Raw genomic sequence first — 13441 nt, 5'->3', positions numbered from 1 at the left:
TGCGGCAGGACGGGTCTTCCTGGGTGCGCCGCTCCCAGGAACCGATGCGTACGATCCCGGCATGAGCGGCAATGAACTGGGGGAATTCCTGCTGGCACGGCGCTCCCGGCTCGGCCCGTCCGACGTGGGGCTGCCCCGCTCCCGAGGCCGCCGGGTCAGCGGACTGCGGCGCGAAGAGGTCGCCGTCCTGGCCGGAGTCAGCGCCGACTACTACGCCCGTCTGGAGCAGGGCCGCGAGCGGCATCCTTCCGGCCAGGTCGTCGACGCCCTCGCGCAGGCTCTGCACTGGGATTCCGACACCTGCTGGCACGCCTACCGCCTGGCCGGGCTGGTACCGAGGCCCCAAGTCCCCTCCGCGGATGGGGAACCGGTCGCACCGGAACTGCTGCGGCTGATAGACGCCTTTCCGGCGGCCGTGGCCTATGTGGTCAACCGGCGCCTGGACATCCTCGCTTCCAATGCACTCGCCGGTGCCCTGCTCTCCCCGCTTGCGGATCCGCGCGGCATGGCCCGTTCCCTGTTCTGCGATCCCGCGGCCCGGGAACTGTTCGCCGACTGGCACACCGTGGCCCGTGACACCGTCGCCGCGCTGCGGCTGGCCCACGGCCATGAGCGGCACGACCCCCGGATGTCCGTCCTGATCGATGAACTGCTCGCGGAGAGCGAGGAGTTCGCGGCGCTGTGGAGCCGGCAGGACGTCGGCCGTCTGGGCAGCAGGACCAAGACCTTCCACCATCCGCAGGCGGGGCAACTGACGCTCGCCTACCAGACCTTCGAGGTGCAGGCCGCGCCCGGCCAGTACCTCCTGGTCGGCACCGCAGAGCCGGGCAGCCCCGACGCCCGCCGCCTGGCCCTGCTCGGCGGGTCAGACGGGTGATGTCTCGATCAGCTCAAGGAGGTTGCCTTCCGGATCGGCGATGTACGCGTAGCGCATGCCCTCGGTTGCGCCGGGTGCGGGGGCGACACCGGGGTGGCGCCGCATTCACCGGTCAGACGGGCGAACGCGGTGTCGAGGTCCGGGACTTGAAGGGCGAGGTGGGTGAAGGTTTGCACGACGGTGGCGGCAAAGGGGTCAGGGTGGGCGGCCGGGCTCGAGCCGGGCCGTTCGACGAACTCCACCCGCAGGCCGGCCGCATCGCTCAGGACGACAGTACGGACGCCCGCCTCGGGCAAGCCCGAAGGCTCCCCTGCGCCTTGGTGTTTGCTGCCCATTCTGCCCCTGTCAACAGGGCCTTGTCCCGTCCTGGGGTCACCGCCGGGTGCGGCCCCGCTCCGCGGGTTCGCGCAAGCGCACGGCGAGGGCGGCGATGTCGTCGTCCAGGCCTCGTCTGCTGTGGCGGAGGAGGTCGCGGTGCAGGGTGTCGAGCAGCTCGCGGGGCCCTGCCGAGGTCTGCCGGCGCATCCAGTCCTCCAGGGGGAAGAACTCGCCGTCCCCGTTGCGCGCCTCGGTGACCCCGTCGGTATGGAGAAGCAGCAGGTCGCCAGGGGCGAAGCCGAAGGTGTCGGTGCTGTACCCATCGCCGATCAGCTGCGCGAGATTGAGCAGCGGTGAGGGAGCGGTGGGCTCCAGGACACGGAGTTCGCCATGGTTCAGGAGCAGCGGTGAGGGGTGCCCGCAGTTGAGGATTCCGATACGGCTGCCCTTGTGCGGGATCTCGACGAGAAGGGCGGTGGCGAAGCGCTCCATCAGGTCGTCGGGGGGAAACGCGGCGTTGTATCGGGTGCTGCTGGCCTCCAGGCGACGCGCGATGTCGCTCAGGTCGGCCTCGTCATAGGCGGCTTCCCGGAAGGAGTTGACCATCGCCGCGGCCGATCCCACCGCCGGCAGACCCTTGCCCCGCACATCGCCGATGAGCAGCCGGGCCCCGTACCGCGTGTCGACCACCTCGTAGAAGTCGCCGCCGATCCGGGCCTCCGCCGCGGCCGCGAGATACAGCGACTCGATCTCGATCTCCCCGAAGCGGCGCGGCATCGGGCCGAGGACCACCTGCTGCGCCGCGTTGGCGACGAGCCGGACCTGGAAGAGGGTCCGCTCCCGCTGCAGCCGGACATGACTTCCATACGCGGCCGCCACGGTGACCGCGACAATCCCCGCTGCCGTGTACCCCGTCCCCAGGTCGGGGAACATGATGCCGAGGCCGATCATGAGCAGGAGGCAGACCGTCCCCAGCAGGACGGTGGGAAGCACCGGCCACATGGCGGCGGCGAGGGCGGGCGCCGCGGGCAGGATGCGGCTGAAGGCCATGCTCCTGGGGGTGTTGTACGCCAGGCCGGCGATGACAATGGTCAGGACCACCGGCGACAGCAGGGTAAGCGGCCCCCGGCCGTGACGACGACGGAGCCGCAGCTGTCCAGAATTACTCACTTTCATAGCATATCCATGCAAAATGGACATGGCGCCCTGGTGGCCAGAGCCGCTGGTGGGCCGGAGCCGGTCCGGCCGTCCCGTCGCTCCGAAACCGAGACGAACAACGTCGACGGGCCCGGTGAGGCACTGGCGGAGGATACGAGATTCGAACTCGTGAGGGGTTGCCCCCAACACGCTTTCCACATGTTCGTCTGCCCGTCCGACAGGGGCCATCACTGTCCTGGCCTGCGGAGTAGCGGTCTGGCTGCCTCCCTCTGGGCGGCCCCGGACGGAGGCGAATGCAACCAGAACTGCAACCACTGCCGAATTACTTGCCGGGCTCCGGGCCGTACCACTGGAGGGGCTGCCCGGTCGTTGCGGCGATGCACTCGAAGTCGTGGTCGCGATGGAGCAGGGTGAGCCCCTGCAGCTCAGCCGTCGCGGCGACGACGAGGTCGACCGCTCCCGCACTTCGGTGCTTCCCCTGCTTGGTGAGGGCTTCCTGGACCTGCCAGGCCCGGTCGTAGGCGCGGTCGTCGACGGGAACCCAGCCGAAGATCAGCCGTATGTCCTCGATACCGCGCGCCCGGTCCGCGGCCGAGCGGGCGCTGTAGAAGAACTCCAGCTCCGTGATGGGACATGTGGCGATGAGTCCGGCTGCTGCTGCCTGGTCCCAGCCGTACTGCTCCGCGTCCCCACGCAGGAAGCGTGCGAGCGCGCTGGTGTCGATCAGGAACTGCGCCGCGTTCACCGCCGGTAGTTCCCCTTGTTCTCGAACAGCTCCAGGTCGAAAGCGCCCTCGTCGGCCGCGGCGCGGAGCCGGGTGAGCGCCAGGGCACGGCGCCGGTTCTCCAGCACCTCGCGCAGGGCGGTGTTGACCGTCTCCTTCTTGGTGCTCGTCCCAAGGGCTTTCGCCACGTCCGCGACCAGCTCGTCGTCCAGATCGATGACGGTCCGACTCATGCGCGCCTCCTGATATCGGATATGGGATCAAGTATATCGCGCGAGGCGCATCGGGTGCTGGTCGGATCGCCGGGTTCTATGCGGGCAGCACGCCGTGGATCCGGGAGAGGGTGAAGACGCGCTCGGCTTCGCGCAGGTGGCACCAGGCTTCCAGGTAGGGCGGGTCGAGTTCCAGGCTGCTGAGGGTGCGGACGGTGCGACTGCCCGAGGTGGCGACGTACTCGACCGTGATGGCGGTGCCGGCGTCGATGGCGTGGGCGAGCTGACGGACATCGCTGTACGACAGGTGTTTCGCGTATCCGGCGACGATCTCCTCGGTGTCCGTTCCGAAGGGGACCCCACTGCCGAACGGGTCGGGTTCCGGCGCGGTCGGTGGTGCGGCCAGCAGTCGGGCGGCCAGGACATCCATGTCGGCGGCGGCCCGGCCCTCCGATGTGCGGATGGCCGTGCTTCGGGTGCCGCGCTTGTCGCCGGTCTTCCGGGGGGCCGGAACGGGAGCGGCCGCCCGCTGGGGCCGGACCTTCTCGACGCGTACAGTTCCCCCGGCCGTCTCGGCGACAGGGGCGTAGCCCTCGGCGCGGAGTGCTGTGAGGGTCGTGTCGAGCGAGCTGCGGCTTACGAGAACAGTCGGCGCGAGCTGCCGCAGGCCGAGCTTGGCGAGCTTGCGGTGGGCGGCGAGCTCGGCGAGGAGCGCCGGCTCCTCGCCATGGAGGACGCAGGCGGCCGGAGCGATGCGCACACGGCCGTGGCCGCGCGCGGTGTCGGCGATGAGATAGGACAGCGGCTGGGGCAGGGGCCCGGCGGCGATGGCGGCCAGATCGGCTGCGATGTCCCCCGGGGCGCGGCCGGCGTCCAGGGCCCGTCGGATGCTGCCGGAGCTGAACCGCCACACCGACGCAGCGCCACTGGTTTCCCGGTCCGCGGTGGCATCCAGGAGCACGGCGAGCCGCGCGGCCGGTGTGCCGGCGACGACGGCGGTGAGGTCGGCGCCGATCCGGGCCGTTCCAGTGGCCGGGGGCAGCAGCTGTCGGCAGGCGGCAGCCAGTCCTTGTGTGTCGTCGGCGAGCAGATGGGCGCCGAGAGCCGACAGGGCGCCTCGGGCGATCACTCCGAACAGTTCGGCCTCGCGGATCACCGCGGCGAACGGGGTGGCGTCCATGGGCAAGGTGTCGGCGAGCGGGCGGTGCCAGGCCACCGTCGGTCCGAGATCGGAGGCGGCCTTCACACCCTGGCCGGCCGGGAGCTGCGCCGCTGCGGCAAACAGCCCGTGCCGGGCCTGGCGGCAGCCGCTACAGGGCGGTGCACCCGCGAGGGCGGGGAGCACCTTGTTGTCCTCGTCGCGCGCCTGGGTGGGGGTGAGCGGCAGGTTGCGCCAGGCCTGGAGCAGCATGGCAAGCCGCTCCGCGGGCTCCTGTTCCGCCCAGACGTCGTATGCCTTGGTCGGCGCCACGCGATCGCCGTCCCGGGCCAGCAGCCCGGCCGTGTACGCGGTCTCCAGGGTGATGCGGACCACGGCATCGTCGGCCTGGGCGGCCTTGCTGATCCGGGCCAGCTCGCGTGCGCCGATCCCACCGGACTTGAGTCTGGCCGGCGGAGTCGAGGAGCAGGCCGAGAGGACCGAGGCGGCATGGGCGGCGAACGCCGTGGCCGTTGCAGCGGCCTCCCGCTCCACCTCGGCGGAGGTGACGGACACCAGCTGAGCAGAGGGCGGAAGCGGGTCGAAGGGGGCCTGCCAGCCGGGCCCGCGCAACGCCAGCGCGACTTCGACGGGCATGCGCACAGGACCGTACCCGTGGCGGTCCTGGATCAGGAGCCCCCGGTCGAGTGCCCATCGTGCCCCCGGTTCGAGGACGGGGTCAGGGGTGCCGAACGTGATGACCTGCGGCTGCCTCGGCGCAGACCCCGCTCGGTAGGCCAGCAGCTTCTGCGTGATCGCGGGTGCTCGTGCCACCACTCTGGCGATGGCTTCCGGGTCGCTGTGGTGTTCCACCAAGGCGGCCAGTCGCTGCTGCTTGGTGCCGGGCGGCTTGATGCCCAGCGTCACCAGCATGCCGCGCAGCTCGTCCGAGGAAGCGCCCGCCAGCAGCTTCTCCAGGGGAGCGTCCAGCCCCAGAGGGGCGTCCCACGCCTGCCGCAAGGATGCGGCCATGCGGAGTGTCCCGTTATCGTCCGGCCAGACCAGCGCGTGATCGGCCAGTGTCTCCAGCACGGCGTCCAGTCCGCGGGCGGCTTCGCCGCCTGTCGCTCCCAGCAGCTTCGCCAGGGCGTCCGGCGTCGCTGGTCCTCCCAGTGCCGCCAGCGCCTCGGCTGCCTGCAGGCACGGCAGCGTGAGCCGTGGCAGGGCGAGAGCCACCGACCCCGGGCGCTGGAGGCGGTCCGCCAGTTCCCCCACCGTGCGCGGCTCCGGAGGTGACACCGCGTCGTTCCGCGTCGCGAGTACGCGCGCCAGGCGCGGGCCGTCGAGACGGCCCAGCCAGGCTCCCAGCGTCGATCGGGACTTCATAGGGGTGCACCTCGTCACGCCGGGCCGCAACAGCACCGGAGCCGCTCCGGCACAGGGGCCCAGCATGGCGCATTCGACTTCGCCGCCGGTGTCGAAGCAGGCGGATTCCCCATGGGCGTCGGCATCTCATGAGCGGCGTCGCTCACAGAAGGGTTGAAATGTCCCGAAGAGGGGCATATAAGTGCAACCAGAAATGCAACCAGCGCACGCCGAAGAGCCGAGCCGCAATCGCGGCTCGGCTCTTCGTTTCGCCTGGTCAGGCGACTGCGGAGGATACGAGATTCGAACTCGTGAGGGGTTGCCCCCAACACGCTTTCCAAGCGTGCGCCCTAGGCCTCTAGGCGAATCCTCCGCCGCAAACAATACAAGACGCGAAGGAGTGCTCGCGAACCCCTTCCCCCGGGCATCCATCGGCCCGGTACCGGGGTGCTGAGCACCCCCGGGGATCCGCTAGGGTGGAAGCAAGCCCCTCACGTGGCGCTATCTCACCGAACTCCCCCAGGGCCGGAAGGCAGCAAGGGTAAGTGGGCTCTGGCGGGTGCGTGGGGGGCCCTTTGCGTGGGGCGGTCGTCCCGGGGCGGGGGATTCTGTGAGCGGGGCCACTTGTCAGTGGGGCCCGATATCGTCGTAGGTGTGTCGTCCCTTGCGCTCTATCGCCGCTACCGCCCCGAATCCTTCGCCGAGGTCATCGGGCAGGAGCATGTCACCACCCCGTTGCAGCAGGCGCTGCGCAACAACAGGGTCAACCACGCGTATCTGTTCAGCGGTCCGCGCGGCTGCGGCAAGACGACCAGCGCACGCATCCTCGCCCGCTGCCTGAACTGTGCGCAGGGGCCGACGCCGACGCCCTGCGGGGAGTGCCAGTCGTGCCAGGACCTCGCGCGCAGCGGGCGGGGGTCGATCGATGTCATCGAGATCGACGCCGCCTCGCACGGTGGTGTGGACGATGCCCGTGAGCTGAGGGAGAAGGCCTTCTTCGGCCCCGCCTCCAGCCGGTACAAGATCTACATCATCGACGAGGCGCACATGGTCACCTCGGCGGGCTTCAACGCCCTGCTGAAGGTGGTCGAGGAGCCGCCGGAGCACCTCAAGTTCATCTTCGCGACCACCGAGCCGGAGAAGGTCATCGGCACCATCCGGTCGCGTACGCACCACTATCCGTTCCGGCTCGTTCCGCCGGGCACGCTGCGTGACTATCTGGGCGAGGTGTGCGAGCGCGAGGCCATCCCGGTCGAGGACGGCGTGCTGCCGCTGGTCGTCCGGGCGGGGGCCGGATCGGTGCGTGACTCCATGTCCGTGATGGACCAGCTGCTCGCCGGTGCCGCCGAAGACGGTGTGACCTACGCCATGGCCACTTCGCTGCTGGGGTATACGGAGGGCTCGCTGCTCGACAGCGTGGTGGACGCGTTCGCGGCCGGTGACGGCGCGGCCGCGTTTGAAGTGGTCGACCGGGTCATCGAGGGCGGCAACGACCCACGGCGGTTTGTCGCGGATCTGCTGGAGCGGCTGCGCGACCTGGTGATCCTCGCCGCGGTGCCGGATGCGGCGGAGAAGGGGCTGATCGACGCCCCGGCCGATGTCGTGGAGCGGATGCAGGCACAGGCCTCCGTCTTCGGCCCCGGGGAGCTGAGCAGAGCGGCCGACCTGGTCAATGAGGGCCTGACGGAGATGCGCGGCGCCACCTCCCCGCGGCTTCAGCTCGAGCTGATCTGCGCGCGGGTCCTGCTGCCCGCCGCCTTCGACGACGAACGTTCGGTCCGGGCCCGGCTCGACCGCCTGGAGCGCGGAGCCCTCGCGGGCGGTGGAGTGGGGTACGTACCGGGGCCGCAGGGGCATGATCCGGCGGCGACCCCCGGGCTGTCCGGCCCGGCCGCGGCCCGCTTGGCGGTCTCGCCGGGCGGCGCGCAGGCCGCGCCTGCGCCCGCCCCGGCGCCCGTTGCTCCCGCGCCCGCCCCGGTCGCGCCCGCCGCCGCTCCCGCCCCGTCGGCACCTGCGCCCTCGGCACCCGCAGCACCGCCCGCCCAGCAGCCCGCGGCCCGGCCCGGCGCCTGGCCCTCGGCCGCCGCCCCCGGTCAGGGCGCCCGGGCCGCACAGCCCGGCTCCTGGCCGTCCGCCGCCGCTCCGGCGCAGGCCCCCGCGCAGCCGTCGGCCCCCGCATCCCCGCCCGTGCCGCAGACCGCGCAGCCGCAGCCGGCGGGCGGTGGAGACGTGGGGCAAGTGCGCCAGAGGTGGCCGCAGATCCTGGAGGCGGTCAAGAACCGCCGTCGCTTCACCTGGATCCTGCTCAGCCAGAACGCCCAGGTCACCGGCTTCGACGGCAGTACGCTCCAGGTCGCCTTCGCCACCGCCGGGGCGCGCGACAGCTTCGCCAACAGCGGCAGCGAGGAGGTCCTGCGCCAGGGGCTGAGCGATGCGCTCGGTGTGCAGTGGAAGGTCGAGTTGGTCGTCGATCCCAGCGGCGGCGGTGGCGCTCCCGCGGGCGGCGGCTTCGCCGCGCCCCGCCCGCCCGCCCCGCAAGCCCCGTACGCACCACCATCCCCGGCACCTGCTCCCGCGTCGCAGGCCCTCGCGGCCCCGCCCGCCGCTCCCGCGCCCGCCCCTGCCTCCGCGCCGGTGCACCGGGAACCCGAGCCCCCGCCGGTCGCGCCCGAGGACGACATGCCGGAGGAGGACGATCCGGATCTCGACGACACCGCGCTGACCGGCCACGATCTGATCGTCCGCGAGCTGGGCGCGACGGTCGTCGAGGAGATCGCCAACGAGTAGGCGGGAGCAGGGGCTCTTCCCGCCCCGGGCGGAGCCCCCGCGCGCTCCCGCGCTCGCTCCCGCACTTCTTCCCCCGGCATGGGGCGTGGCGCCCGGGGACCACGTAGGCTCGGCCTGTCCGTTGTCGCCGACAGCATCAGGAGCGAACCCGTGATTCCCGGTGGTGGCCAGCCCAATATGCAGCAGCTGCTTCAGCAGGCCCAGAAGATGCAGCAGGATCTCGCCGCGGCCCAGGAGGAGCTGGCACGCACTCCCGTCGAGGGTTCGGCCGGCGGTGGCCTGGTGAAGGCCACGGTCACCGGCGCCGGTGAGCTCCAGGCCCTGGTCATCGACCCCAAGGCGGTCGACCCCGAGGACACCGAGACGCTGGCCGACCTGGTCGTCGCCGCCGTGCGGGACGCCAACGCCACCGCACAGCAGCTCCAGCAGCAGAAGCTCGGCCCGCTCGCCTCGGGACTGGGCGGTGGCGGCTTCCCCGGGCTGCCGTTCTGACTCCGGGCGAGCAGCCTGAAGGTAGAAGCACAGAAGCAGAAGAAGAGGGAGAACCCGATCCGTGTATGAAGGCGTGGTCCAGGACCTCATCGACGAGCTGGGCAGACTGCCCGGCGTCGGTCCCAAGAGCGCGCAGCGGATCGCCTTCCACATCCTCCAGGCGGAACCGGCCGACGTTCGCCGGCTCGCCCATGCCCTGACCGAGGTCAAGGCAAAGGTCCGGTTCTGTGCCCTCTGCGGCAATGTGGCGCAGGAGGAGCGGTGCCGGGTCTGCCAGGATCCGCGCCGCGATGTCACGGTGATCTGCGTCGTGGAGGAGCCCAAGGACGTCGTCGCGATCGAGCGGACGCGAGAGTTCCGCGGCCGCTACCACGTGCTCGGCGGGGCGATCAGCCCTATCGAGGGCGTTGGCCCGGATGATCTGCGGATCCGCGAGCTGCTGGCACGCCTCGCGGATGGTTCGGTCACTGAACTGATCCTGGCCACCGACCCCAACCTCGAGGGCGAGGCCACGGCCACCTACCTGGCGCGCATGGTGAAGCCCATGGGGCTCAAGGTGACCAGGCTGGCCAGTGGGCTGCCAGTGGGCGGAGACTTGGAATACGCCGACGAGGTCACGCTCGGGCGTGCCTTCGAAGGGAGACGACTTCTCGATGTCTGACGCAACGCTCCATGACGCCAAGCGCGATCCGGACGACTTCGCCGTCTCCGTCGCGGATTCGATCGAGAGCTTTATCGTGGCCGTCGCCGAGGTGTCCCGTGGCGACGAGCCCGACAGCGCCGTTCCCTTCCTGTTGCTGGAGATCTCCCAGCTCCTGCTGACCGGCGGCCGGTTGGGCGCGCACGAGGACTTCGTACCGGACGAGCGGTACGAGCCGGACGTCGGCCCCGAGCCGGATGTCGACGAGCTGCGCGAGCGGTTCGCCCGGATGCTGGACCCGGTCGACGTCTACTCCGAGGTCTTCGACCCCTACGTACCGCGCACCGCACCCGTCGCCTGCCGGATCTCCGACGACCTCGCCGACATCATCACCGACCTGCGCCACGGCATGGCGCACTACCGCAACGGCCGGGTCAGCGAGGCCCTGTGGTGGTGGCAGTTCTCCTACCTGACCAACTGGGGCCCCACCGCCTCCGCCGCCCTGCGCGCACTCCAGTCGCTGGTCGTCCACGTCCGGCTGGACCAGCCGCTGGACGAACTGGACGGACTCGATACGGACGCCGTCGCCACCGAGGAGCAACTGGCCGAGGAGGCCGGGAAGGTCATGGCGGCGGAGATCGGCGAGCCGATGGGGCTGCGGTCGGTCTGAGGCGGGATCGCTTCACCGGTACGGCAGACGCGGCGGCGGTACGGGACACTCCGCCAGCGCCCGCAGCATCGCCTTCGGTTCGACGAACGGGGCCGCGGCCGTTGGCGGGGAGTACCAGTGCAGCGGCCAGGTGTTGCCGGTCAGCGCCGGGACGCCGATGTACACACTGGCACGGGGGCCGGTGAACTGCTGGATGTCCGCGGGCCATTGACGCTCCCGTACGCTTCCGGGCGGCAACAGGAAGTACATCATCCGGAAGCCGGTCGCCTCGCAGACGACCGGGCCGACGGCGTCGGGCTCCGCATTGGCGGCCAGGCACTCGGCGACCGCCGCACCACGCGCCCCGTGCAGGCGCAGTACGTCGAAGTGCACGCCACAGCGCCATAGATGATGCCCGGACCGGGGAACCCAGTCGGGGCGATGGGGCAACCGGAGCGGGGAGTTCTCGTCTCTCACGGTGCCTACGATGCGCGGGCGCGCTGTGTACGGGTAAGTGACGCCGGCCGTACCTCTCGTGGAAGTACGAGGGGTTCAGTAGTGGTGCTTGGCGCCGAGCGCGATGTGCTGCTGGAGTTGTGGGCTCGCGTGGGGGATTTTCAGTTTTTTCGGCAAACACGGTGCGTGAGCACGCCTACCCTGATCGGTGACGAGGCGCGTACTCCTTGGGTTTGTACGAGGGGAAGGCCGGGGGAGGAGAACGTATGTCCGGTAGTAGGCAATCCAAGTCGGCGACCATGCGGATGTTTGGTGGCGTGATGCAGGGCTGGCGCCGCCTGGCCGGCGTCAGCCGGGAGCAGCTGGCCGAGGCGGCGGGGTATTCGCTGGACACGATCTGCTCGGTGGAGCAGGGGAGGCGGCGCCCTTCGGACAAGTTGATTGACGTGGCGGAGGAGTTGTGCGGGGCAGGCGGGATGTTGCGGGATGCCGCGGGGCACATTGTGGTGAGCAAGTTCCCTGACTGGTTCGAGGAGTACGCGAAGTACGAGGCAGTGGCTGCTTCGCTGGGGATCTATCACAACCATGTGATCCCTGGGTTGTTCCAGACCAAGGACTATGCCTTGGCGGTGTTCCGTAGTAACCGGCCGCTGCTCGAAGACGACGAGATGGAAGAGCGTTTGTGCGCTCGTATGGAGCGTCAGCAGCTTCTGTCGCGAACTCCGTCTGTGGTGGTCAATGTCGTGCTTGAGCAGGTCACGTTGGAGCGGTGGCTTGGTGGCAAAGAGGTCATGCGTGGGCAGCTTCGGCATTTGCTGGAGTTGGCAGGGCTACGCAATGTTGATCTGCAGATCATGCCTACCAAGCGGGAGGCTCATGTCGGGTTGGCCGGACCAATGTACGTGCTGGAAACCCGAGACCAGCAGCGGTTGGTCTACTTCGAGGGGCAGAAGGGAAGTGTGCTGCTCTCCGACCCCAAGGACGTGTCGGACGTGAATATGCGCTATTCCATTTTGCGATCACAGGCTCTTACTCCCGAGGACAGCACGAGCCTGCTGGAAAAGGTGCTAGGAGAGCTATGAACGGTTGGTCAAGGATACCTAGTTACGCACACCTGAGCTGGTTCAAGTCCAGCTACAGCGGCGATGGAGACGAAGCCTGCGTCGAAGTCGCCTTCACCTGGCGCAAGTCCAGCTACAGCGGCGACGAGGGTGGGGCCTGCGTCGAAGTAGCCGCCGCCTGTATCGAAGTAGCCCTGGCCTGGACCAAGTCCAGTCACAGCAGCGATGAAGGCGGCGACTGCGTCGAGATCGCCGCCTGCCTCCCCGACGCCGTCCACGTCCGGGACTCGAAGCACAAGGACGGCCCGAAGCTCGAAGTTCCCCCCGCCGTATGGGCGGAATTCCTCAACTTCGCGGTGGGTTCCTGAAGGTCGCGGGACGGGTGCGCTCCGAGCGCCGAAACCCGAGCGCTCTCTTTGAGGAATGGGTGGTGGGATTTATCCCACCCACCCACCCAAGTCCCGTGCATCACACCCGAGATGACTATTTGTGATCAGGTTGCGACGGCCCGTGCCGACCCTCTAACGTGCGGAACAACAAACGACCCCGGCGGTGCGCAAACACCAAACCGGGGTCTGACCGACAAGATCGAGAGAGAGTCGATCCGTGGCTGCCGCCAACTCTACCGTCGCCATGGCCAACCCGGGCTACGGCAAGCGCAACGTTCCCGACCAGTTGCCCCGTACCCCGCACGATTTCGGCCACCTCCCCCGGCGCGAGGCGTCCATCGCCGCGTTCGTCGACCGGCTGCCCGAAGGGGCCGCCATGGACGCCAAGACGCTGGCCAAGGTGCTCCCCGACTACGGCCAGGCGGCCGTCCGCACCGCCCTCAACAACCTGGTCGCCGCAGGTCACCTGCGCCGCACCCGGGTGCACGAGATCGGCGAGCACGGTGCGCGGTGGGTGACCCGTACGTACTTCTCCCGCACCGCCCGCGACGCGGACTGGTGGGCCCGGTTCGAGCTCGGCGACCAGCCCGTCTCTACACCCGCACCGGGACCGGCGGCAGCCAAGCCCGTATCCTCGCCCGCCTACCAGGCGCTGGCCTCGCTCGGTCGTACCGACCCTCGCCTGACGCTGTCGGCCGCCGACTGCAAGGCCCTGGAGTCGCTCGCTGCGCAGTGGCTGGAACGCGACGCCAGCCCCAAGCGGCTGCTCGCCACGCTCGCGGCGGGACTGCCGCCGCAGGTGCACAGCCCAGCGGGGTTCGTACGCAGGCGACTTGAGGGCAAGATGCCGCCCGAGAGCACGCCGCTGCGCGAACCGGAGATCGTCATCGGTCGGCTCTTCGAGTGCTACGGCTGCGACCGGCCCGGCAGCGCGGTGGCCATGCCCAGGGGTTTCTGTAAGCAGTGCGAAGAAAAGAAGTCACTCCCAGACATGTTCTGCCCCGAACCGCCGCCACTCGATGAGAACGTGATCCGACGCTGTGACGAACTGCGAGAAGCGGCACGATTGGCGCGTGAACAGCGCCCGTTGATCGCCGAGACCGCAGGGTGGCCCAGGGGAGGGTCCTCACCTGCTGGCTCGCAAAGTCGGGTGGGTGTGCGTAACCACGTATGAG

General features: G+C 69.8%; 13 protein-coding genes, 1 tRNA gene and 1 other RNA gene. 9 read left to right on the top strand and 6 right to left on the bottom strand.

The features are described 5' to 3' along the window. Positions 1–61 precede the first annotated feature (61 nt). Positions 62–877, top strand: a complete 816-nt coding sequence (locus ABCR83_RS17270) for a helix-turn-helix transcriptional regulator (protein WP_462695921.1) — start codon at positions 62–64, stop codon at positions 875–877. Between the two features lie 372 nt (positions 878–1249). Here ABCR83_RS17270 and ABCR83_RS17265 read toward each other — a convergent pair whose 3' ends face one another. The 5 genes from ABCR83_RS17265 to ABCR83_RS17245 form a co-directional block, all read right to left on the bottom strand. Continuing rightward, positions 1250–2245, bottom strand: coding sequence for a PP2C family protein-serine/threonine phosphatase (locus tag ABCR83_RS17265; protein WP_462695989.1), 996 nt, complete (start codon positions 2243–2245; stop codon positions 1250–1252). A gap of 430 nt (positions 2246–2675) precedes the next feature. Continuing rightward, positions 2676–3098 (bottom strand): PIN domain-containing protein, encoded by a 423-nt coding sequence (locus ABCR83_RS17260; RefSeq protein WP_462695920.1) that lies wholly within the window; start codon positions 3096–3098, stop codon positions 2676–2678. Beyond that, positions 3095–3310, bottom strand: a complete 216-nt coding sequence (locus tag ABCR83_RS17255) for a type II toxin-antitoxin system VapB family antitoxin (protein ID WP_361525789.1) — start codon at positions 3308–3310, stop codon at positions 3095–3097. The genes ABCR83_RS17260 and ABCR83_RS17255 overlap by 4 nt, the downstream gene beginning before the upstream one ends. A gap of 76 nt (positions 3311–3386) precedes the next feature. Next, positions 3387–5813, bottom strand: a complete 2427-nt coding sequence (locus ABCR83_RS17250; RefSeq protein ID WP_462695919.1) for a helicase-associated domain-containing protein — start codon at positions 5811–5813, stop codon at positions 3387–3389. 267 nt (positions 5814–6080) lie between these two features. Then, positions 6081–6165: transfer RNA gene (locus tag ABCR83_RS17245), tRNA-Ser, on the bottom strand. A gap of 110 nt (positions 6166–6275) precedes the next feature. Between ABCR83_RS17245 and ffs the strand changes: the two genes are divergently transcribed. From ffs to ABCR83_RS17220, 5 genes are all read left to right on the top strand, one after another. Then, positions 6276–6370, top strand: an RNA gene (ffs, locus tag ABCR83_RS17240) — signal recognition particle sRNA small type. A gap of 76 nt (positions 6371–6446) precedes the next feature. Beyond that, the gene (locus ABCR83_RS17235; protein ID WP_462695918.1) at positions 6447–8579 is read left to right on the top strand and encodes a DNA polymerase III subunit gamma and tau; all 2133 of its coding nucleotides are present in this window, start codon (positions 6447–6449) and stop codon (positions 8577–8579) included. 150 nt (positions 8580–8729) lie between these two features. Then, on the top strand, positions 8730–9071 hold the full coding sequence (locus tag ABCR83_RS17230) for a YbaB/EbfC family nucleoid-associated protein (RefSeq protein ID WP_462695917.1): 342 nt from the start codon (positions 8730–8732) through the stop codon (positions 9069–9071). A 61-nt stretch (positions 9072–9132) separates the two neighbouring features. Beyond that, on the top strand, positions 9133–9732 hold the full coding sequence (gene recR / locus ABCR83_RS17225; protein WP_462695916.1) for a recombination mediator RecR: 600 nt from the start codon (positions 9133–9135) through the stop codon (positions 9730–9732). Further along, positions 9725–10381, top strand: coding sequence for a DUF5063 domain-containing protein (locus ABCR83_RS17220; protein WP_462695915.1), 657 nt, complete (start codon positions 9725–9727; stop codon positions 10379–10381). Before recR ends, ABCR83_RS17220 begins: the two co-directional genes overlap by 8 nt. A 12-nt stretch (positions 10382–10393) precedes the next feature. On the opposite strand, the gene ABCR83_RS17215 is transcribed toward ABCR83_RS17220, so the two are convergent. Next, entirely contained in the window at positions 10394–10837 is a 444-nt protein-coding gene (locus ABCR83_RS17215) for a hypothetical protein (protein ID WP_462695914.1), read from the bottom strand. 245 nt (positions 10838–11082) lie between these two features. Between ABCR83_RS17215 and ABCR83_RS17210 the strand changes: the two genes are divergently transcribed. From ABCR83_RS17210 to ABCR83_RS17200, 3 genes are all read left to right on the top strand, one after another. Further along, positions 11083–11898 (top strand): helix-turn-helix domain-containing protein, encoded by an 816-nt coding sequence (locus ABCR83_RS17210; RefSeq protein WP_462695913.1) that lies wholly within the window; start codon positions 11083–11085, stop codon positions 11896–11898. Next, a complete protein-coding gene (locus ABCR83_RS17205) occupies positions 11895–12245 on the top strand; it encodes a DUF397 domain-containing protein (protein ID WP_462695912.1) in 351 nt (116 codons plus the stop codon). The genes ABCR83_RS17210 and ABCR83_RS17205 overlap by 4 nt, the downstream gene beginning before the upstream one ends. Before the next feature lie 238 nt (positions 12246–12483). Beyond that, on the top strand, positions 12484–13440 hold the full coding sequence (locus ABCR83_RS17200; protein ID WP_462695911.1) for a hypothetical protein: 957 nt from the start codon (positions 12484–12486) through the stop codon (positions 13438–13440). Position 13441: the final 1 nt, after the last annotated feature.

This window comes from Streptomyces xingningensis (assembly GCF_054957865.1).
Note: the sequence above shows the minus strand (reverse complement) of the source record. Positions and strands in the feature narration are given on the sequence as shown.